Genomic DNA, 20,860 nt, shown 5'->3' with positions numbered 1-20,860 from the left:
CCCATGGCCGCACCTGCTCCTGCCTTGTCCCACGAGGCCATCATCCAGGCCTCCTGGTCCCGTTGCCGTGCCTTTGGCCTGAACCACCAGAGCGTGCCGGCCTTCGATCAATTGCCCGCCCAAGGCATCGCCCAGTTGCTGGAGAGCCAGCATTCGCTGGTGCAGACCACCCACCAGGAAGTCTTGCCGTATTACGAGAACATCCTGAGCAACTCCAACTGCCTGATCATGCTGGCCGACAACCAGGGCCAAGTGCTGACCTCCTGGGGCACCCAGCGCTTCATCGAGCCGAAACTGGCCCATGGCTTCAGCGCCGGGGCGAGCTGGATGGAGCGCTGCACCGGCACCAACGCCATCGGCACCGCGCTGGCCTGCGAACAGGCAGTGCACATCGAGCACGATGAACATTTCCTCAAGGCCAATCGCTTCATGACCGGCTCCGCCGCGCCGATCTTCGATGCCGAGCGCAAGGTCATCGCCGTGCTGGACGTCTCCAGCGACAGCTACCTGCCGCCTTCCCACACCCTGGGCATGGTCAAGATGATGAGCCAGACCGTGGAGAACCGGCTGATCCTCAACTTGTTTCGCGGTGAACACTTCCAACTGACCTTCAACACCGGCTTGAACAACCTCGACAGCCAATGGGCGGGGCTGCTGATCTTCGACGAGAGCGGCCAAGTCCTGTCAGCCAATCGCCGGGCCGACAACCTGCTGGGCCTGAGCCTGTCACGGGTGAGTATTGAAAGCCTGTTCAAGGTTTCGCTGCTGGAACTGCTGAACCAACCCGACGGCCTGCCGTTCGCCCTGCAAGCCTCCGGCAGCAATCGATTCCAGTGCTTGCTCAGGCGTCCGAGCCAGGTGTCGATCAGGGCACGGGTCTTCACCGAGGCGACGCCTGCGCAAGCCCCCGCCAGCAACACCATCAGCCTCAATACCCTGCACTTCGGTGACAACCGTGTGGAAAAAGCCGTGCGCCAGGCCGAGCGCTTGCTGGAGAAGGACATTCCGCTGCTGATCCATGGCGAGACCGGCGTCGGCAAGGAAGTGTTCGTCAAAGCCCTGCACCAGGCCAGCTCGCGCTGCAAGCAGCCGTTCATTGCCGTGAACTGCGCCGCGATCCCCGCCGAGTTGGTGGAGTCGGAGCTGTTCGGTTATGAAAAAGGCGCGTTCACCGGCGCCAACCAGAAAGGCAGCATCGGCCTGATCCGCAAGGCCGACCGCGGCACGCTGTTCCTCGACGAAATCGGCGACATGCCACTGCCGACCCAGGCCCGACTGTTGCGGGTCTTGCAGGAGCGCTGCGTGCAACCGGTGGGCAGCGCCGAGTTATTCCCGGTAGACATCCGTATCATCTCCGCCACCAACCGCTCGCTGCGCGAACAGGTGCAGCTGGGGCGGTTTCGCGAAGACTTGTACTACCGCATCGGCGGCCTGACCCTGGAACTGCCGCCCCTGCGCGAACGCAGCGACAAGCAGGCGCTGTTCAAACGCCTCTGGGAACACCACCGCGAACCGACCCAATGGGCCGGCCTGAGCCGTGAGGTACTGGATTTGTTCGAACGCCATCCCTGGCCGGGCAACCTGCGACAGGTCAGCAGCGTGCTGCAAGTGGCCCTGGCGATGGCCGAGGAACAGCCGATCCGGCCGGAGCACCTGCCCGACGACTTTTTTGTCGACCTGGAAATGGAGCCGGTGGAAACACCGGAGCCGCTGAGGGTAGACCTCAACGACACCGAAGACTTGAACCGCCAATTGCAGGCCGTGGGCGGAAACATTTCACACCTGGCACGACGCTTGGGCGTCAGCCGCAATACCCTGTACAAACGCCTGCGACAACTTGAGAGCTGATACAAAACCTGTCCCGCAAGGTGTTTGTGGTGAATACCGAAACGGTGGGAGCGAGCTTGCTCGCGATAGCGTCCGTTCAGCCAATGATCAAATGACTGACACTAGGCCATCGCGAGCAAGCTCGCTCCCACAGGAGGTTCAGTTGGAACACGGGGTCAGTCGAACGCGCCATTGAGCACTTCATAGATGATGCCACTGGCGATCGCCACCAGGATCAGGTCCGTGCCGACCTGCTGCCATTCATAACCGTCATAGTGCGGCAACCGCCCCAGCAGCCGGCCATCAAGCTTCTTGGCGATGCTGGGGGGCAACGGCTTGCCTCGGGCCAGGTTTTTCTGGATACCCGGCGGCAGCGCCGGGCCAGGGCTCCAATAATCGCGATAACCGCCAATCACGCCCAGGATGCCGCCACGGTCAATGCTCGGGCCGTTCTGCCAATCGCCACCTTGGTTTCCCTTGCCGCCCTGGTTGCCCTTGTTGCCGGGATTGCCTTGACCGCCCTTGTTGCCCTGCCCGCCTTTACCTCCTTGCCCGTGGCCCTGGCCTTGATCGAATTGGGCGTTGCCCTTGCCGTTACCCGGGTCCGCCACGACAACCTCGGAAGCCGCCACCAGGGCGAGGCAGGTTAAAGCTGCAATCAACGAGCGCGATGTGAACATGGTAATGCTCTCAAGAAAGGGGATATCCCCCTGTCAATGTAGACGATCAACACGGTCATCGGTTCGTGCAGCCGCAACCGCGGATACAAGCCCCATACAACCGAGGCAACATTCCGTTTTTATCAGTACGCGGGCCTACTGGGTTTCAAGAATATTCTTACTTAGGTTGAAAACTTATATTTAGGCAATTTCCCACACTTTCTTCGGACATCTAATATTGTCACGATACCGTGACAAAAACCTTGCACCAGCTCGGCCCGGCAAGCTTGACAGTCAAACTTCCGAATGGAACTATCAGGCCGACTTCAAGCTACAGCTTCATCATGGATGGCAATAAAAACAACAAGGAGATCATGCTTATGCCGCCTCTCGGTGCCCCACTGCCTATCGCCTCTGAATACTCTTCTCGATCCTGCACTGGCGTGTATTTCTTCTCGCCGATAAATATCGCCGTCCTGGTGAATCTTCGATTCAATTGAAACGACAGGCGGTTAATGCAAAGGGATCGCTGATGCCTCTTTTTCATCATTTCTTCGAAAACAATGCCCGTCTTACGCCTGGTAAATCAGCACTGGTAATCGACGGTGTCCACACTCGGTATGACACCCTGGAAAAGCGCGCCACATCGATCGCCGCTTTGCTGATCAAGTGCGGCGTCAAGCGTGGCGACCGTGTGGCCCTGTACTCGCGGATCAGCGCAGACTTGATCGCGGCTTTTCTGGGCGTATTGAAAATCGGCGCAATCACTGCCGCGACACACCCCACCTACAGCCGCAGCAAACTGCTCTACCAACTGGAGCACACCGATGCCCGGGTATTGCTCACCGATCGCTATGAGGATCCAGGGGTGCTGGACTCGGTGGCCAAGCTGGAGACAATCCTTGTATTCGGTGCGCCCCAGGACCTCCCGGCAGACGCCCCCGGCCTTGGAAAAGCCCTGGAAGCACTGACGCCGGACGACCTGGAAAAACCGCTTCCCGCTATCGACGAACGCCTGCCGACCTCGATCTTCTACACCTCCGGATCCACCTTCAACCCCAAGGGCGTGGTGGTCAACCACCCCATCATGATCGCGGCCGCGACCAGCGTCATCGATTACCTGGGCAATACCGCCAGCGATGTCATCCTCAGTTACTCGACCCTGGCTTCCGACTACGGCGTCTACAACATCATGATGCCGTTGTTCTTTGGCGGCACCGCCGTGATCGAAAGCCAACCCGCGAACTGTGCCGACGACGTGCTCGAAGTGATCAGGCGAGAACAGGTGACCGGCCTGCATGAATCCGGCCTGGCGCGACGGCAGCTGTCCATGGACGAACTGCTGCGGCTCAAGCGTGATCGCAGCTACGTGGCGCGGCCCGATTCGCCCCGGCGATATCTACGTACTCGACCAGCATGACCGTCATTACCTGCGCGGCGGGAAAGACCAGGACCTGATCCTGGTCAGCGTCTTCAATCCGCCCCTCAAGGGCGACGAGCGACACAACCTGAATGACGCGTCCGGCTCTGCCTATTGACCGGCTCCCCAGCTCCTCGACACGAGAACACCATGCGCAAGGATTACCTGGCTTTTTTCACCTCAATGTTCCTCTCCCGGCTGGCCGACCAGATACTGTTGTTCATCGTCCCGCTGATTGTGTTCCAGACCACCAATAGCGTTTCCTGGGCGGGCCTGGCCTTCTTCGTCGAGTCCCTGCCGCGCTACTTGTCGTTCCCGATTTGCGGCGCCCTGTGCGACAAGTTCTCGCCCATCCGCATCCTGCACATCAGCCAGGTCTATCGCGCCGCGGCGTGTGTCGCGGCAGTGGTCCTGTACGCGATCTTTGGCGGCATCTACTGGATCGTGGCCCTCTCGGCGTTGTGTGGCGTACTGACCACCCAGGGCATCATGGCCCGCGAAGTGGTGATGCCTTACATATTCAAGCACTACACCTACACCAAGACCCTGTCGTACTCGCAAATCGCCGACCAGACCGGCCTGGTGCTGGGCCCGTTGCTCGCCGCGCTGATGCTTGAGGTGTGGGCGTGGCACTGGGTGGTGCTGGCGATTGCCGGACTGTTCCTGCTGGCGGACCTGGCGATGCTGTACTGGCAGCGCACCAGTTCGGTCACCCTGGAAACGTTCGAGCAACATCACGACCTCTGGCTCAACCCGTTGCGCATCGCTTTCGGCCATATCCGCAACCTGGCGGAACTGAAAAAAGTCATCAGCCTGGCGGTGGGCGTCAACTTGATCATCGGTGTCACACTCGCCACTTCGGCGGCCATGGTCATCGGTCAATACAGCGCCGGCAAGGACTATTACGCCGGGGTGCAGGCGGCCGGTGCCGTGACCACCATCGTCATCCTGTTCTTCCTGGCGCGGGTCACGCTGCCCTTGAAATTGCTGGGTGCCCTGTCCTACACGTTGATTGCCGCCGGTGCGTTCATCACCGCGTTCAGCCCCCATGCCTGGGGGTATGTGGTCGGTTTCCTGCTGGTCGTCGGCTTCGACAAGATGTTCAACGTGTACATGCGCAGCATCCGCCAACAAGTCATTCCGCCCCAGGATTTCGGCAAGACCGTTGGCGTCATTACGCTGCTCAACAACTTGTCCCAACCGCTGGCAGGCCTGTTGGTCGCAGTGCTGGCCGCGCCTATCGGCACGCAACAGGTGATCCTGCTGCTGGCATTCGCCACCAGCCTGATCGGCATCGCAGTGATCGTGGCATTTAAAAAAACGACACCCGCGCCGGCAGCCTATGGCGTCGATCCGGAGTGATCGAGCTGGGCCTCGAAGACGTGGAACGGCCCGGCACACACAATCGTTTCGAATAGATCGGTTTGTATTATCAGTGACTTATTGTTGAGGCATGGTTGCAACGTTGCAGCGTCGTACGCGTCTGCCTGGGTGCTTTGCCCGCCATTCGTCGCTTGTCGAACGTTACGGCCAACCGACGACAAAGTCTGGCTTAGGGTTTGCACCGGCTTGCTCCAGCAGCCAAGAACGACGTAATTCTGACGCGGCGGCAAATCAATCAATGCTTGGTCAGCAAACGGAGATGTACCGTGTCAACTCTCAACGAAATCGCAGCGAACCACGCGAGAATGGCAAAGGCAAAGGAAGAAGAGTCGATGCGGCTGAGTGCGCTTCAGGGACAGGTGGTGGGGAGTTTCGAGATTGCGTCCAACGAGACGAAACCAGACATCCCCCTGCACCTCCTGGCGGGTGTGCAAGAGCACTCGTTCGGGGAGGCCGCTGCACTCAACTACTGACCTGCGCATCGATTGGATTCATCGCCCGCGGCGGGCGGGCGACTCCCTGCTTCACAATTGCCTGGCTAAAGCAGCGGCCAGGATGCCGGCGGCAATCGCCGGCAAGGGCTTTTTCAGTATCAGCATGATGACCGCTGTGGTCAGCAGGGCCAGCCGCGCACCGTTGTCGCCTTTAACCGCCAGTGGCGCCAGCACCGCCACCAGCACCGAGCCGGACATGGCCGTGATGAACTGCTGCACCCGATAGTTGATCGGCACGAAGGACATCACAAAAACACCGCCCCACCGAGTCGCCAATGTCACGGCGGCCATTATCAATACGACCAGCAAGGTGCCATACCCCGCCATTTCAATATTCATTGTTTTTTCTCCATCCACAGTGCTCCCAGAATGCCCCCCGCCAAAGCCCCCACCACGACATGACTGTTAGCCGGTAAATACCAATAGGCCAACAGCGATGAGCAAGCCGCCACGGTCCAGATGATGAGCATGCGCAGGTTCTTTTTCCCGCCCACGACCATCGCCAACAAGAAACAGCCCATCACCATATCGAGCCCGAAACTGACCGGGTTCTCGATAGCGCTGCCAAAATGAAGCCCCAGCCAACTCCCCAGAATCCAAGTGACCCACAGTGCAATGCCGCCGCCAAATAAAATCCCCAGTCCCGGCTTGCCCTGACTGAACGCCTGCATCGCCATGGCCCAGTTGGCGTCCGAGACAACCAGCATCACACCGTAGCGTTTGGCAACGGGCAACTCCCGCAGCCACGGGTAAAGCGTCGCGCCCATCAACAAGTGCCGGGCGTTGATGGCGAAGACGGTGATCATCAGCGGAACCACCGGCACTTGCTGCCCCCACAGATCCAACGCGGCAAATTGAGACGCGCCGGCGAAAACCAAGGTGCTCATGAGCACGGCTGACGTATCGCTCAAGCCCGTTTGCGCAGCCGCCAGGCCGAAAGCAACGCCGAACACGACGACAAAAAGAGCGAGGGGGATCAGTTGCTTGAAACCGTCGTAAATGTGCTTCAGCTTTAACTCATGCAAATGGGGTTGTTCGCTCGACAAAACATCGCCTCTTCTGGTTATTCACGGTGAAAAAGCTGGGAGTATGAAGCTGAATCTTCATGGCGAAAACTTCTTGGCGAACCTATATCCGTCAACTTGGCGAATCCTATCCGTCGTAAAGCCCGCGATAAGCGCGTACCGTGCCCCATTTCCCGATTCAAAATGGGCGTCATTCAAACTGCCACTACGCCATAGGTGAATACCATGAGCACCCTTGAAAAAGCGATATCGATTGCCGCGCTGGCCCATGAAGGGCAAGTGGATAAGGGCGGCGCTCCTTACATTTTGCACCCCCTGAGGGTCATGCTGCGCCTGGCCCATGACGAAGAGCGCATCGTGGCGGTGCTGCACGACGTGGTCGAAGACACCGCGACAACCCTCGCCGACCTGCGCGATGAAGGCTTCAGCGATGCAATCCTGGGCGCCATCGACGCGCTCACCAAACGCGAAGGCGAGACTTACCAGGCCTTTATCGAGCGGGCTGCACGCGACCCGATCGCGCGTCGAGTGAAGCTGGCCGACCTTGCGGAAAACAGCGATTTATCCCGCATAAGCGAGCCAAGCCAGAAAGACCTGGATCGAATTGAAAAGTACCGCAAGGCAACTGACTACCTGATGGCCTTGCAGCAGTAGGTGCCATTGAAACCAATAGAGTGAAGCGCGTCACAGACCAAGCGACCGCTCAAGCTGCCAATGCGGAATGTTCCACATCAACGGTCATAAAGCGGCAAAATAAACACCCCGGACAACTCGCTCGAATCTTCGATAAAACCAAAGCAACCAATGCTCTAGACCAGAGCACAGGATTTCTTGGAAGAAAGACAACTATTTATGGAAAACAGGAGCCTTGAAAATGAGCACGACTGAACAAGTACAAAGCACGGGCAAATACAGCGCCAAGTGGCAGGAACGCTTCGACTTCTTTGACACCTACGGTGCGCCAAACGACCCGCGCTACAAGGAAGCCGTCAAGACGCTGCCTGGCGTCAAGAAGAAAATCCTCATCAACGCCAACGTGATTGCGTTTTTCTTCGGCCCTATCTATTTGTTTGTCCTGGGGCTCTGGAAGAAAAACCTGGCCCTGCTGGGTATTTTCCTGGCGATCAATATCGCATTGAGCGTGATTTTCGCACTCATCGGCATGGAGTTTCCCCGTCCTTTGAGCACAGGCCTGAGCATCGCCCTGTCGATGATGTACGCACTCATGGCCAACTACGCGTATTACCTCAAAGAAGTGAAGGGCGAGCAAGGCTGGAACCCGTTCAAAGGCATGCGTCTCTGATTGCAGGCTCGGCTCATCAACAGCCCGCACCTCGTCATGCGTGTGCGGGCTTGTTGTTTCTGAGTCGTGGGAATTTGGATAGCCAAGCCTACAGACCTCAAATCAGTCCTGCCCAGTCATGGCATTGGCTGCAGTCTGCGCCGAAAGCGGAACATCGAACACTCGATCGAACACCCATTGAAAAACCAGCGCGTAAAAAAAGAAAAATACGAACAACCCCAGGTTGGTCACCAGCGCCAGCCACAGGCTGATGCCCAACCATGCGCCAATCACCGGAGTGAGGATCAACGTCAAGCCGCCTTCAAATCCGAGGGAGTGAAGCAGTCGTCGCTTCCAGTTGCGACGGCGGCTGGGTTGGCGGCGCTCCCACCACTCGAACAGGCCGTTGAAAAGCATGTTCCAGGCCAGTGCAACGGCAGAAATCACCAGCGACAGCAGGGTTGAATACCCCATCCCTTGTTCGTAGGTCAGCGCGAGCGCCGGGGCCACGAACAGCACACCGCCGGCTTCGTAGAGGATGGCCTGGAGGATTTTACGGGGAGTGCCTTGCATCGGTGGGCTCCTGAGCCGAGTTGGAAGCCCCCAGCCTGGCAAGTTGAGCACCCGCGCACAATTGAGCTAAATTGAGCCACGCTCAACCTGAGTAACCTACCCGCCCATGTTCGCCAAACTGCCCCTCACCGCCTTGCGCGGCTTCGAGTCCGCCGCACGGCTGGGCAGCTTCAAGGCGGCGGCTCAGGAACTGAACGTCAGCCCGGCGGCGATCTCCCACCAAGTCAAAAGCCTTGAAGCCTTCCTTGGCGTGCGCCTGTTCGATCGCTCCAGCCAAAACGTGCGCCTGAGCGCCGACGGCGAGCGCCTTCACCCTTATATGCACCGCGCCCTGCTCGATATCCAGCAGGGCCTGCAGATACTGTCGCCATCGTGTACCGCGCAATCCCTGGTGGTGAGCACAACGCCGGCGTTCGCCAGCCTGTGGCTGATACCTCGGCTCGGGGACTTTCATCGGTTGCACCCGGAAATCGACGTCAGGCTGCACAGCAGCAACGACGTGGTGGATCTGCGACGAGACGCCAGCATCGACCTGGCGATCCGTGCCCTGTTCAGGCCGGATCCACAGCTGTACGAACAGCCTTTATTGGATGAGTATTTTGGCGTTTATTGCCGCCCCGGTTGGCAACCACCCGCGGCGGGCTCGCCTGTTGAACTGATCGACGTGCCATGGCTGAGCAGCGCAAACGTCGCAATCGACTGGCCTGCATGGTGCGCCAAGGCCGGTACCCTCGGCTGGCTGGAGCGCGCGCGTTTGCGGCGCTATGACGAAGAACAGCATGCCCTGCAAGCGGCGATCGCCGGGCACGGGTTGGTGCTCGCCAGCAATGTGCTGGTTGCTGAGGCGGTTGCGCGTGGGGAGCTGGTTGATTATCGCCCCGAGGTTCGCTTGGCGGGTGCGCGGTATACGGTGGTGTGCGTGCCGGGAAGGGAGCGGCAGGTGGAAGTGCGGGCTTTTAGTCAGTGGGTGCTGGGGCGAAGTATCGGTTGAATCAGGTGTTCTTGACTTCACCCGCAGCAACCACAGCCAACTGACCGCTTGTCGCTTCTGCCATACCTGACAGTTATCACTCGAACATATCACAGGTTACATAAGCAGTTACTTACTCAACTCGCCTGCTGAAAACTGACTGCATAAAATCTGGTGCACCCCCGCATTCAATTTCATTCCTAAGGTAGTACCTCGGTACTTATTACGTAGGAAATAGAACCATGAACTTTAAACTTGAAGAATTACCTGACAACTCAATTACCGAAGCCAAACTCGTGCGCCACCTGTCTGCACGCATCGGCGCGTTGTTTAGTTCGGTCTCCGAAATGCTGGAAGATGTCGAATTGAATGACTCGACAATATCGGCAGGAGACTCTCTTCTAGCGCAAGGCTTCCGGTATGAAGTCATGGCAGAAACGGCCGAACCTCATCTGGTGACTGCCGGAGGCCTGAAACTTCGCGTACTTGCCGACGCGTCGGAGCGAATGTCATTGGCGGCATTCGGTGCAGACCCCTTGGGCAACGAAGATAGCGTGCCCGCTTTGCAGAAAGCAGCAAGGGCGGCCAACGAGGCGCAAGCGACGCTGGTTGCAAGGGGCCGGTTCAAACTCCTCGGTAACGGCCTCATTGAACTCACCACCGATTGCGATTTCTCTGGCGCCGTATTCGACTGTTCGGCTTGGTCCGGGCGCTTTGTCTTTGGCAGAAAAAACAGCGCAGAGACCTACGGGCCAGACTCTGCCGTGGTCAGGCTTTTGATGAGCTCTCAGGATCTCGATGTAGGCTCGTCACGATTCTCGGGCTGGTTCGGCCGTCCGGAAGTCAGCGACAGTTTTGTCATCATCTATACCGAACAGGATTTTTACACCTACCGCTCGGAGGCAAAAAAAAGGATCGAGCTAAACAGAGTCTACAAGGATGGCGTTGTGTCCTCGCCGCTAAGGTATTCCCTGGCCGGCGTTAACGTATCCTCTGTGAAAGTATTTCGAATGGAAGATCGACGACGCACGGTCAAGGGATTAACGCTGGACATCCGCAACAACGCTGAATCAAACGAATACGTGCGTGTCAGCACCAGCTTGCTCGATCTGGATGTGCGCTTCATCCAGGATGAAAATATCTATACGCCACGCAACCCAACCTATGTTTATTTTGCTGAATGCTGTCAGGTGAGGGCTCGCACGGAGATGCAGTGGGCGATCCGGAACGAAAATTTCAACTATGCTTATAACTTCCAACTCAATACCTGCTACGACATAGAAATAACGCCCCATGCCGACGGTGAAGGATGGGGCGCGACCGGTAACAATCTTTGCCAACGGGTCACCCTGCGAGACGGCGTGCTCAGCCGTGTGGATTTCCATCAACCATTCATGGAATGGTTGCGATTGCGCAACATGGTGGTAGGACATAGCGGGATTCTTGTGACGGCACTCGGCACTTTAGATCTCGATACGGTGACCTTCCATGCCCGTAATATGGCAAGCCGCAGCGACGGGTTTGTGAAAGGAAGAGGTGATACGGGAGGGTTCTGCGATGGCGACCTCCTGATGCGTGACATCACGATCATCAGCAATAAAGGTGTCGGCGATCTGGAGCTTCTTCTGCATACACAAAGCTCTGGCACGGCAAAACCCGCCGGGACCCCAATCGAGTATCGATTTTGGCGCAGGATCGTTGTCGATGGACTTGAATATCGATCCCAATTGAATGTGCCGCAACGGCTCTGGGTCAGGCCCGGTAAAATTCAATTCGCCGACGCGTCCATTGCAGTATGCGAGGAGCTCACCGTCCACAATGCCCATGGCTCCGGCCTGAACGTGGATGTAAATCTCGATGACAGACTCCCCTCAAAAGAAAGCCTGTTCGCACTCAAACTCGACCTGGAAAACATGGTGGGTGAGGCCATTGCTACACAGGGCAATAACGCGAATTTTCGAGTGATAGCCTCCATAAGAAACTGTCGTGGTTTTGCTCAGGAAGACGGTATCGCCTTCAAGCCTCAAGCGCCAGGCGAATACACGATGACAGGCGGTTGCGTCTCAAGGATCGACTGCCTAGGCACTCGACCTCCCATTGCGCCAGTCCTGCTCCAAGCGTATGGCTCCGTTATCGTTGATACCTATGATGATCGAGACTTGCTCACTGCCAGCCAGAATGGCGATATACGTTTAATAGATTGCACATTCAGGGTGGCGGTGCAGGACAGGCTTGCCACCCTACTGGGCGCCCTGCTGGAGCGCCCAAAGTTCTTCGTCAATGGCACCAGAAAACGCTGGTCTCTCGGCGAAGACTTGCATGGGAAGCCGGGAAACCTGGAGCTACCTCATTCCCCACGTGAAGGGCAAAAAGTCAGATTAGTCATGGGATACACCAGTAACTCGACTGCAACCGAAGTGGAGTTGCTTATGCCTGCCGTGGGACAACGTACGGTCTTTGCCGGCTTTCATGAAGACGATGAGCCGGGCTTGGGTATTTTGCACCGCACCGCAGAGACCACACTCGCGGTATCGGGCCCTGTCTGGTTCAGGTATCTGCGTCTCGGATGACGCTCGGCGCTGCATCGCGCCTGAGCGGCTCTCCGAAAAGTGGATGACGGACCACAATTTCGAGTTCACCTAAGAAAGAGGCGGATCCGCCGCGAAATTCGTAGGAATATTGAGAAAGGAATGCCAAGCATCCACAGCGTCATGATGGCGCTGGGTGGCATCCTCCCAAGAAGGACCGGAGACCTCTTTCGCAGAAACCAGCATCATCATTTTTATCGTTGCGGCATCCAGCTCTTTGAGAAGCTCATGGGATGTGGCCCTGAATTCTTCGAACGACGTCATTCCATTTACCTCGGGCGGTGCTCACCGCTATTGAGAAATACATATTCCTCGATAAATGGAGTCCCCCGGGGCGGCAGTAATTCCAAAGGGTCGGACCGCCGGTAAATTCATTACGAGGCGATGCTCACTGCCTGCGGAACTCTCTAATCACTGGGCAGGAATCGATTGATGATCATCGAGACCGCTTGCACCGGATGTAACCACTGTGTGAAGCCGGGGACATGCCAGTAAGCGCCGTCTTGAAGCGCAATGTCACGGCTTCGGCTAATCTTCGTTTTTTTGGCAAGGAGCCAATCTGATGAATTTCAGAACCGCTTGGGCGCTTCTCGTAGCCACGTCAGTTTCGGGCTGTGGAACCATCAATACCACCTTCCGCGACGACATCATCGCAAGCAACAAGCTGGCCCGCTGGAACTCGCACTGCGACTCGGTGCCAAGAATCTATAGCGGTGCTGTTTTTGATTACTGCACGCTTGATGCTGCACCTCGTCAAAGCACCGGCTTCGACGGACAGCCCTCTGCATCGCTAATTGCGTTGGATATGGGGCTGTCCGGGCTCGCTGACACGCTTGTTTTGCCCTACACGATTTACTTGCAAAACAAGCACGGGGATATCAAAAAGGCGATTGTTGAATAGCTGTCCTTGACAGATATCGCACAGCATCGGCCTATCCATATCCGACCCCGAGTCCGAACAGTGCCAGCAACAACGTTAGGGGACATCCGACGCCTCCTGAATAGAGGACTGTTTCTCGTAAGCACTTAATCGTCCCGGGCTTACCTGGCTCCGGCTTTCATAAAAGTGTCCAATGCAGAAAAAAATCTGTCCCCTTCCCACTCACGAAATCAGCGCTTATACAGGTACTTATGGACAAGTAACGGCCTTTCGAGACTGCTTCTTGGTCCACAGAAGACTACCGTTGACTCTTCCATCAGACCATGACTCGGTAACCAGAGCGCAATTGCCGCTCAGGTTTTCAACAAACGTCCTTGGATAGCCTTCAGGCTCATCTCCACCCCAACGCATCCAATTTGGATCTGGCGAAGTCACCGATCGATAAGGCATGCAGGCTGCCAGTGTGACCAGCGAGAATGCCAAAATTATTTTTCTCATATAAGTTCCGACCAATTTGGCGAGTGTCCGGGCAAAAACGCGGGGTATAAATTGATTGGATGCTTTCCCAGCGTGAGCGACGACGAGGACTTGCTGTAAGTGCCGCTATACAACCCACCTCGATCGGCGGAAACCAGAAAGCTGGGGACAGACCGCGATTTGAGTTCACGTGTAATCGGACCGTCTCATAGTCGTGGTCTGCCCGCGTCTCCCTTTCATCCGCAGCCCGCAAGACCATTGCCGCGAGTGAAGATGAGGGGATGGGGAAAGCCTTCGATTTGAACTCATGATCCAACCCACTGTAACGCCACCCTAGCGATGCTCGCTCCCTGCGGGCTCGGCCAGTAAAGAAGGCACGGAAACGGCGCAAAGGGTTTAAATTGGACCAGGCTATATCCAAGCGTGCCTGCACCATCTCATTTTTCGCCTGGACGATCAGCCCTGCCAAACTAAGCGCCCTCCTTTTGAACTCCCTGTGAAGCGCCTGCTCCTCGGTCTCGTTTCCCAGTGGCTTAACTTTCATCTCGGAAAATGTGAAAAGCGTTTTGTCGCTGAGCACGTAAAACGTGTCGCGACATTTTTGTATATTGCCCTGAAAGATAAAATCGACCGAACAGAACGCATGTTCGTCCATGTCTACGTAATACAGCGGCTCACCCAGAAGATTTCGAACTTTTCCGTCCTGATGAATCCGGCCCAAGGGCGCCCCATCGCTGCCTCTGCCTTTGAAGACCAGGTAGCGGCCGTTCGTATAGTTGTACGGCATTAGCGCTCCCCGTTGCCCATTCGCTTCGTGTTAGCACTTGAAAAGCACATTGCACCGGGTACACCACCCTTCAGCTGCGCTCCGGTTCATTGGAAAACGGAAGGGAGGATGACTTGTATCGGCAACCGTCAAAACCAGTGAGAATTTTATGAATCTACGCCGAAGCTCATCGACTGGAACGCTCATGCCTGCCCCATCGACTACTTGCATAACCCCGCCCGACACCCGGCTGTCAATCCGTAGCCACTCAAACTGCCAGCCTGTTACCCACGTGAAGTCTCGAATTTGATAGTCGCCGGTGACGCTTTGGCATTGAGCGAGTTTCTTGTTGGAAAGGTCAAAGACAAAAAATAGGGGGCTTGGATAGCCGAGCAGTTGAGTATCGTCAAGGCTCAGACCTTCTTTCAGGTTGATGGATGCGACAAGTGCTTTTGCTCGTCTCTTGCGCCATATCAAGTACCCTATGGCGAGGCAAAAAATAGAACAGGAAGCGACGAAGAGCTGACGTCCTTCGACTGTAAGCTGATCGGGCCAAAACCGTACCACACCCCACAAGAGTCCTATCGTCGCAAGCCCCGATACCCAAGCGGCGGGGATCACTATACTGTTAGCGAGATTAGCTCCGAGCGTCCTCGAACAGCTTTTCATAACCGCATCCTCATAGAAGAGCTCGCAGGTTATCACTCACAGGGCGCTAACTTATAAGACTTGGCCCGCAATGCGTAGGTATGTGCCTTGAGCAGGGCTTCGTTTGCTTGGTTGCGCTGAGAACCTCACCGTTGGCCGGCTAACCTCTTCAGTCGTCCAGAGCCATCATCGACGTATGCAAATACGCCCAGAAACGCGGCGAGTTCGCAGGCGAGCTGTTTCTGTTGATTGACTTTTTTTCCAACGACACGGCGAGCGATTAACAAGCGCCCGTTTTCATACTCGATGTAATTGCTGTAGGACGAGCGAAAAACAGCAGCGTGGCCGTCGGGCTTGAGCACTATTCGCAGCGGTGTACGTTTCGTTAGCCGATACCATCCGAGGAAAGCCACACCAGACGATCCCACAGTCAGTGAAGCACGCTCGCTGATATCTCTGCCCAATCGATATACCCACCACATCACAACAAGGCTTGCGAGGATGATACCCGGCCATTGCCTCCCAGGTAACGACAGCCCGGTCGATAAGCTGATACAGAAGACTGCCGTGATGCCCCAGGGTGCCTGGCGAAGCAGTGGGACAAAGAGCAAACGACCGATGCCGATCTGCGGCCGGATGATGAAAACCTCGTTGGAGCCAAGTGATGTCATCCGTAATCTTCTATCGCAGCCTGGGCACGCAGCCATTCACTCACCAGCCTTATCCACGAACGCCATAGAACTCGTTCAGTGCTATTAACTCGAACACAGCGACCAACACACAGAAAGCAACGAATCTTCTTGTGAAAACCCTTCGGGGCCTTTCGTATGGCTGGATCTCACCGAGCCCGTCAAAAAGCGCGGACAAGAAATCGAGCAACCCCATCGACACCTCCTAAGCACAGCAGGCCCCATCTATCAACGCTGAGGGCAACCAATCTTGAATCGCCTGATAGACAGCGCCTCGTTACGTGCGTCCTTTTCGTGCTGAGCTTTCATGGTGAAGCTGTCGTCTTGGTAGCTGCGAGCCATGGCTTGGTTGTTTTGGTCGATTTCACTGTAAATGCGCGCGCACTCAGTGGCCACTGCTGCCGGTTCGGTTGGAATGGGTGCATTTTCGACATCGAGAACGTATTGGGATTTCTGATAGGCGCAGCCAGCCAGTGTGACCGCCGCCAAAAACGTCATTGCCATTTTGTACATGAGACATCCTTATCTTAGGTAGCGGACTCGTTTCAATGAAGAACCCTGCGGCTCTCCCCGATCCTGATGCGATCGAGCGCGCGATTTAACGCATCCAAGGCGTCTAGAAGCGCTTTTGCTTCAGCTTCACGACCATCTCCCCAAAGACGCTCAGCCATTTTATTGAGGGCCAGGATCGATCTCTCGATATCAGCCGCAGTTGCCGTTTTGGAGTCTGCTGACTGTTTCGTCATGCGGTTCTTCTGATTAGAGGCAAAACCCGGTCAATGGCGGGCTGTGCTTGTTAGTTCTTGCAGACCACCTGCGGAGGCGCAGCAGGCGTCAGCTTTTTGGGAATTACAAGTGGCGTGCCAGGTAAAGTGGCGAGTTCGAAAACCCCCAATATGCAAAGAAGCGCTTGCCCGCCTTCATTGTTTGGCATGCTACCCACCCCTGCCAAAGCTTCGTAGTCTTTTCCTGGTTCCAGCGTGTAAACGAGCGCCTGGCCACCGCAGGATGAGTAAGTGCTGCCATAGCTACCGATGGTCGCGCCCAGGGTCGCAATCTGGAATGGCAAATCAGCCCTGACGCGATACTCGGTTACGACCTCTTTATACATCCCTTCGCCCATCCGAATAGCAGGAATGTACTGAGTAAGAGTGGGCGAAACTCTTTTCGGCATGTCAATGGTCGTCGACTTCAGGGGGTGCTGCGGATAGTTGATGTTCGCCGTCCCGTCCCGCCCGAAACGTCCGGCTTCAGCCATCTTATGACGGGTAGCAGGAGCGCAACCGCCCACGATGCTATCGCCATACACACTGGAATTGGTGATAACGCGAACACGCGCCAATCCCTCGGATTGAGCAGGCTCTTCGTATGGAACTGAAGGTATCCCAGAGCAACCAGTAAGGGCTGCAGCAAAAAAAGTTACGAAAGCGACAACCCGCATGACCATGTCCTTATGCACTCGATAAATCCAAAAAAACCCGACACTATGGCCGGGCTTTTTGTGCACTCCAGTGCACAGGAATGACAGGATGAATAGATGATGGCTTGTTGGCTCACCGGGAGTCAAACAGCTTTGGTGTGGTCGCAGCAAACGTCAGGGGCGCCCTGCCAGGCACTTGAACTCAAGGCCCGCCATGGACGGGCTACTCACGAAAGTACGCCAGCTAGCGATTAAAGCGCTCGACAAGCGAATATTGCGTTGACGCTGTCTTGGTCAACTCCTTGTTCAGATTTGCCGATTGGTTTGCTTGTTCAGAAGTTTGGTCGGCCAGGTGAGCGATCGTTGTGATGTTACGACTAATCTCTTCGGCGACGGCTGTTTGCTCCTCAGTGGCGGCAGCAATCTGTGTGGTCATGTCGGTGATGTGGGAGACGGCCTCGCTGATGCCTTGTAAAGCCTTGTCCGCCTCAAGTACCCAAGAAACGCCTTCCTGTGCTTGACGGTGACCGCTTTCCATTTTCTCCACTGCATTGTTGGATGACGTCTGGAGCTTGGTGATCAGGTCATGAATCTGGGTTGTTGATTGCGCAGTGCGCTGGGCTAATTGACGAACCTCATCAGCCACTACAGCGAACCCTCGCCCCATGTCGCCAGCACGCGCTGCTTCGATCGCGGCATTGAGTGCGAGCAGATTGGTCTGATCGGCAATGCCTTTGATCACATCGACAACCGTACTGATTTCGCTGCTGTCCTTGGCCAACTGGGCAACTGTCAAACTTGTTTCGCCTACAACGGTAGAGAGGCGCTCAATAGCCACACGGGTATCCCGAGCGACTTCACGGCCTCGACCGGTAAGGAGGTTCGCTTGTTGCGTGGCGTCGGCCGTCCTTTGAACATGGCTCGCAACTTCCTGGGTGGTCGCAGCCATTTGGTTGACCGCGGCGGAGACCTGCTCGGTTTCTAGGCGCTGGCGGTCCAAACCTTTAGAGCTGTCAGTGGCGAGCACGTCGGATTGCTCGGCTAGCGCACTAAGTTGTTCGGCGGTGTCTTGCAGTCGAGTCAGGCAAGTCTTCAGGCGCGAAGTCTGGCTGACGAAGGCTGCTTCTAAACGGGCTTGTGGTCCGCTCGCATCGCTATACATCTGAGCGATGAGTGAATCAGAGGTAGAGGGTTCAGCCATCTGCAACAGACGCAGAATGCCTCGGCTCTGCCAGTGTGAAGAGAGCAATCCCACCGGCACTGCTATGGCTATGGTCAGGGCTATCGCCACAGATGCGCTGAAGAACAATCCTAACGAGGAGCCAGTCAAACCTATGGCGACATACGGCAAACAACCCATTAGAGCGGGCAGCCAGCGGTCTCGACGAGGGGTTTCCGGCTTTCCCTGACTGATGCGTTTATAGAGGGATTCCGCGCGGCGTATCTGATCAGCTGTCGGTTTTACTCGAACCGATTCGAAGCCTACCACCTGGCTGCCTTCAAATATTGGTGTGACGTAGGCGTTGACCCAATAGTGATCGCCATTTCTGGAGCGGTTCTTAACGATACCCATCCATGGCCGGCCCTGCTTGAGAGCCGCCCACATGTGGGCGAAAACGGCAGGGGGAACGTCAGGATGACGGACGATATTTTGCGGAGCACCAATCAGATCGGCTCTCTCAAAACCGCTGATCTCTACAAAGGCATCATTGCAGTACGTAATAACCCCCCGAACGTTTGTCGTCGAGATGAGCTTCTGCTGAGGCGCGAGTGAAATCTCACGCTGTGTTACCGGCTGATTATTTCTCATTCCGATGATTCCTTGATTCCTTAAGAAGCCATCGGCCAATAAGTGAATAAACTGAATTTACTTATGAGAAAAATCATTGCGCCGCTGGCTGACAACACACCCAGCAATCGAGGTGTGCGCCGAACTGGCGTTCTGAGGTGGGGGTTTTGCAAAAGTTTTGCAAATGGCAGAACGCAAAAAGGGGCTACCGTTTCCGGTAACCCCTTCTAGACCGCCCAGCAGAGCGGATTTTGTTTGGTAGGCGCGATTGGACTCGAACCAACGACCCCCACCATGTCAAGGTGGTGCTCTAACCAACTGAGCTACGTGCCTGCTGTGAGGCGGCATTCTACGGAATTCCAAAGGGGTGTCAATACCTTTTTTTCACCTAACCCTATGAATATGCAAAATATTTAATTTCACCAATACGACGAAGATTCAAGGGGTGGCTGGCGGCCGATTTTTATCTCGGGTAGGATCGCTGCATTCGTAAAAAATATAAAACAGAGGTTCCAGAATGGCGAACACACCGTATCCAGAGTCTTATTACGCCGCGTCGGCCAACCCCGTTCCTCCGCGCCCTGCCCTGCAGGATGACGTCGAGACGGATGTTTGCGTGATCGGCGCTGGTTACACCGGTCTATCCTCTGCGCTGTTTTTGCTGGAGAACGGTTTCAAGGTCACGGTCCTTGAGGCGGCGAAGGTGGGCTTTGGGGCTTCAGGTCGTAACGGCGGGCAGATCGTCAACAGTTATAGCCGCGACATCGACGTGATCGAGCGCAGCGTCGGTCCTCAGCAGGCGCAGTTGCTGGGCAATATGGCGTTTGAGGGTGGGCGGATCATTCGTGAGCGGGTGGCGAAGTATCAGATTCAATGTGATTTGAAGGACGGCGGTGTGTTCGCCGCCCTCACCGCTAAACAAATGGGCCACCTGGAGTCGCAGAAGCGTTTATGGGAGCGTTTCGGTCATACCCAGCTGGAGCTGCTGGATCAGCGGCGTATTCGCGAGGTGGTGGCTTGCGAGGAGTATGTGGGCGGTATGCTGGACATGAGCGGTGGGCATATTCACCCGCTCAACCTGGCCCTGGGCGAAGCAGCGGCCGTGGAGTCCCTGGGCGGGGTGATTCATGAGCAATCGCCGGCGGTGCGTATCGAGCGTGGCGCCAGCCCGGTTGTGCATACGCCACAAGGCAAGGTCAGGGCCAAGTTCATTATCGTGGCGGGCAATGCCTACCTGGGCAATCTGGTGCCGGAGCTGGCAGCCAAGTCCATGCCTTGCGGTACCCAGGTGATCGCCACCGAGCCATTGGGCGATGAGTTGGCTCATAGCCTGCTGCCTCAGGATTATTGCGTCGAAGACTGCAACTACTTGCTCGACTACTACCGGCTGACGGGCGACAAGCGCCTGATCTTCGGGGGCGGCGTGGTTTATGGCGCGAGGGATCCGGCGAACATCGAGGCGATCATTCGGCCGAAGATGCTCAAGGCATTCCCGCAGCTCAAGGACGTGAAGATCGATTACGCCTGGACCGGAAATTTCCTGCTGACACTTTCGCGTCTTCCCCAGGTAGGGCGACTGGGGGATAACATTTATTATTCCCAGGGCTGCAGCGGCCATGGCGTGACGTACACACACCTGGCGGGCAAGGTCCTGGCCGAGGCGCTGCGTGGCCAGGCTGAGCGTTTTGATGCGTTTGCGGACCTGCCGCACTACCCCTTCCCTGGTGGGCAGCTATTGCGCACGCCGTTTGCGGCGATGGGGGCTTGGTATTATGGGTTGCGGGATAAATTGGGGTTCTGAAGCAGCCAACAACAAGGGCTGCTTCGCAGCCCTGCGGGGATAAATCCCCTCGCCACAGCAAGCCCCCTCGCCACGGACTTGTTCCAAGATCGTTATTCCGAAAACAAAAAACCCCGGTCTTTCGACCAGGGTCTTTGCTATCGACTAGAAGTAGCTTTGCAGCTTTCTT

22 protein-coding genes and 1 tRNA gene are annotated in these 20,860 nt (G+C 56.3%); 11 read left to right on the top strand and 12 right to left on the bottom strand.

Going from position 1 to position 20,860, the window contains the following annotated elements; all coding sequences use genetic code 11:
* The first annotated feature begins 3 nt into the window (after positions 1 to 3).
* Positions 4 to 1,848, top strand: a complete 1,845-nt coding sequence (locus BLP82_RS09615) for a sigma-54-dependent Fis family transcriptional regulator (protein ID WP_092167000.1) — start codon at positions 4 to 6, stop codon at positions 1,846 to 1,848.
* Between the two features lie 155 nt (positions 1,849 to 2,003).
* On the opposite strand, the gene BLP82_RS09610 is transcribed toward BLP82_RS09615, so the two are convergent.
* The gene (locus BLP82_RS09610) at positions 2,004 to 2,507 is read right to left on the bottom strand and encodes an anti-virulence regulator CigR family protein (RefSeq protein ID WP_092166998.1); all 504 of its coding nucleotides are present in this window, start codon (positions 2,505 to 2,507) and stop codon (positions 2,004 to 2,006) included.
* A 511-nt stretch (positions 2,508 to 3,018) separates the two neighbouring features.
* Between BLP82_RS09610 and BLP82_RS09605 the strand changes: the two genes are divergently transcribed.
* The 4 genes from BLP82_RS09605 (at position 3,019) to BLP82_RS09590 (ending at position 5,762) form a co-directional block, all read left to right on the top strand.
* Positions 3,019 to 3,906 carry an AMP-binding protein gene (locus BLP82_RS09605; RefSeq protein ID WP_256574136.1) on the top strand — a complete coding sequence of 296 codons (888 nt, stop codon included), beginning with the start codon at positions 3,019 to 3,021 and terminating at the stop codon, positions 3,904 to 3,906.
* A complete protein-coding gene (locus BLP82_RS09600) occupies positions 3,842 to 4,024 on the top strand; it encodes an ectoine synthase (protein ID WP_256574135.1) in 183 nt (60 codons plus the stop codon). The genes BLP82_RS09605 and BLP82_RS09600 overlap by 65 nt, the downstream gene beginning before the upstream one ends.
* 32 nt (positions 4,025 to 4,056) lie before the next feature.
* On the top strand, positions 4,057 to 5,268 hold the full coding sequence (locus tag BLP82_RS09595) for an MFS transporter (RefSeq protein WP_092166996.1): 1,212 nt from the start codon (positions 4,057 to 4,059) through the stop codon (positions 5,266 to 5,268).
* Positions 5,269 to 5,555: 287 nt separating this feature from the next.
* On the top strand, positions 5,556 to 5,762 hold the full coding sequence (locus BLP82_RS09590; protein ID WP_092166994.1) for a hypothetical protein: 207 nt from the start codon (positions 5,556 to 5,558) through the stop codon (positions 5,760 to 5,762).
* A gap of 51 nt (positions 5,763 to 5,813) precedes the next feature.
* Here the strand turns inward: BLP82_RS09590 and BLP82_RS09585 are convergent, their stop codons facing one another.
* Positions 5,814 to 6,122 carry an AzlD family protein gene (locus tag BLP82_RS09585; RefSeq protein ID WP_092166991.1) on the bottom strand — a complete coding sequence of 103 codons (309 nt, stop codon included), beginning with the start codon at positions 6,120 to 6,122 and terminating at the stop codon, positions 5,814 to 5,816.
* Entirely contained in the window at positions 6,119 to 6,829 is a 711-nt protein-coding gene (locus BLP82_RS09580; protein WP_092166989.1) for an AzlC family ABC transporter permease, read from the bottom strand. The genes BLP82_RS09585 and BLP82_RS09580 overlap by 4 nt, the downstream gene beginning before the upstream one ends.
* Before the next feature lie 204 nt (positions 6,830 to 7,033).
* Here BLP82_RS09580 and BLP82_RS09575 point away from each other — a divergent pair, with 204 nt between their 5' ends.
* Together BLP82_RS09575 and BLP82_RS09570 are read left to right on the top strand one after the other, a co-directional pair.
* Entirely contained in the window at positions 7,034 to 7,462 is a 429-nt protein-coding gene (locus BLP82_RS09575; RefSeq protein WP_092166986.1) for an HD domain-containing protein, read from the top strand.
* Between the two features lie 220 nt (positions 7,463 to 7,682).
* The gene (locus BLP82_RS09570) at positions 7,683 to 8,111 is read left to right on the top strand and encodes a DUF2628 domain-containing protein (RefSeq protein WP_060741463.1); all 429 of its coding nucleotides are present in this window, start codon (positions 7,683 to 7,685) and stop codon (positions 8,109 to 8,111) included.
* A 102-nt stretch (positions 8,112 to 8,213) separates the two neighbouring features.
* Here BLP82_RS09570 and BLP82_RS09565 read toward each other — a convergent pair whose 3' ends face one another.
* Entirely contained in the window at positions 8,214 to 8,663 is a 450-nt protein-coding gene (locus BLP82_RS09565; protein ID WP_092166984.1) for a PACE efflux transporter, read from the bottom strand.
* Between the two features lie 106 nt (positions 8,664 to 8,769).
* On the opposite strand from BLP82_RS09565, the gene BLP82_RS09560 reads away from it, so the two are divergent.
* Entirely contained in the window at positions 8,770 to 9,654 is an 885-nt protein-coding gene (locus BLP82_RS09560) for a LysR substrate-binding domain-containing protein (protein ID WP_092166982.1), read from the top strand.
* Positions 9,655 to 9,875: 221 nt separating this feature from the next.
* Positions 9,876 to 12,203 carry a hypothetical protein gene (locus BLP82_RS09555; RefSeq protein WP_092166980.1) on the top strand — a complete coding sequence of 776 codons (2,328 nt, stop codon included), beginning with the start codon at positions 9,876 to 9,878 and terminating at the stop codon, positions 12,201 to 12,203.
* Positions 12,204 to 12,272: 69 nt separating this feature from the next.
* On the opposite strand, the gene BLP82_RS09550 is transcribed toward BLP82_RS09555, so the two are convergent.
* Positions 12,273 to 12,485 (bottom strand): hypothetical protein, encoded by a 213-nt coding sequence (locus tag BLP82_RS09550; protein WP_092166977.1) that lies wholly within the window; start codon positions 12,483 to 12,485, stop codon positions 12,273 to 12,275.
* Between the two features lie 298 nt (positions 12,486 to 12,783).
* Here BLP82_RS09550 and BLP82_RS09545 point away from each other — a divergent pair, with 298 nt between their 5' ends.
* Positions 12,784 to 13,122: a YceK/YidQ family lipoprotein gene (locus BLP82_RS09545; RefSeq protein ID WP_092166974.1), complete on the top strand. Its 339-nt coding sequence runs from the start codon at positions 12,784 to 12,786 to the stop codon at positions 13,120 to 13,122.
* Positions 13,123 to 13,492: 370 nt separating this feature from the next.
* On the opposite strand, the gene BLP82_RS09535 is transcribed toward BLP82_RS09545, so the two are convergent.
* The 7 genes from BLP82_RS09535 to BLP82_RS09500 all read right to left on the bottom strand — a co-directional run bounded on the left by BLP82_RS09535 (position 13,493) and on the right by BLP82_RS09500 (position 19,223).
* On the bottom strand, positions 13,493 to 14,365 hold the full coding sequence (locus BLP82_RS09535) for a hypothetical protein (RefSeq protein WP_170842291.1): 873 nt from the start codon (positions 14,363 to 14,365) through the stop codon (positions 13,493 to 13,495).
* Between the two features lie 773 nt (positions 14,366 to 15,138).
* Entirely contained in the window at positions 15,139 to 15,663 is a 525-nt protein-coding gene (locus BLP82_RS09525) for a hypothetical protein (RefSeq protein ID WP_092166966.1), read from the bottom strand.
* Positions 15,664 to 15,909: 246 nt separating this feature from the next.
* Entirely contained in the window at positions 15,910 to 16,194 is a 285-nt protein-coding gene (locus tag BLP82_RS09520) for a hypothetical protein (RefSeq protein ID WP_092166964.1), read from the bottom strand.
* Between the two features lie 32 nt (positions 16,195 to 16,226).
* Positions 16,227 to 16,427, bottom strand: coding sequence for a hypothetical protein (locus BLP82_RS09515; RefSeq protein ID WP_092166961.1), 201 nt, complete (start codon positions 16,425 to 16,427; stop codon positions 16,227 to 16,229).
* Between the two features lie 50 nt (positions 16,428 to 16,477).
* A complete protein-coding gene (locus BLP82_RS09510) occupies positions 16,478 to 17,122 on the bottom strand; it encodes a hypothetical protein (protein ID WP_092166959.1) in 645 nt (214 codons plus the stop codon).
* A gap of 223 nt (positions 17,123 to 17,345) precedes the next feature.
* Complete coding sequence (locus tag BLP82_RS09505; protein ID WP_092166957.1) at positions 17,346 to 18,911, bottom strand: methyl-accepting chemotaxis protein; 1,566 nt, start codon at positions 18,909 to 18,911, stop codon at positions 17,346 to 17,348.
* Between the two features lie 235 nt (positions 18,912 to 19,146).
* Positions 19,147 to 19,223 (bottom strand) — tRNA-Val (locus BLP82_RS09500).
* Between the two features lie 184 nt (positions 19,224 to 19,407).
* Between BLP82_RS09500 and BLP82_RS09495 the strand changes: the two genes are divergently transcribed.
* On the top strand, positions 19,408 to 20,691 hold the full coding sequence (locus tag BLP82_RS09495; RefSeq protein WP_092166955.1) for an NAD(P)/FAD-dependent oxidoreductase: 1,284 nt from the start codon (positions 19,408 to 19,410) through the stop codon (positions 20,689 to 20,691).
* Positions 20,692 to 20,860 lie beyond the last annotated feature (169 nt).

It is taken from the genome of Pseudomonas sp. NFACC37-1, from assembly GCF_900101575.1.
Lineage (GTDB): Bacteria > Pseudomonadota > Gammaproteobacteria > Pseudomonadales > Pseudomonadaceae > Aquipseudomonas > Aquipseudomonas fluorescens_AA.
This window is presented reverse-complemented; position numbering and strand designations above follow the sequence as displayed.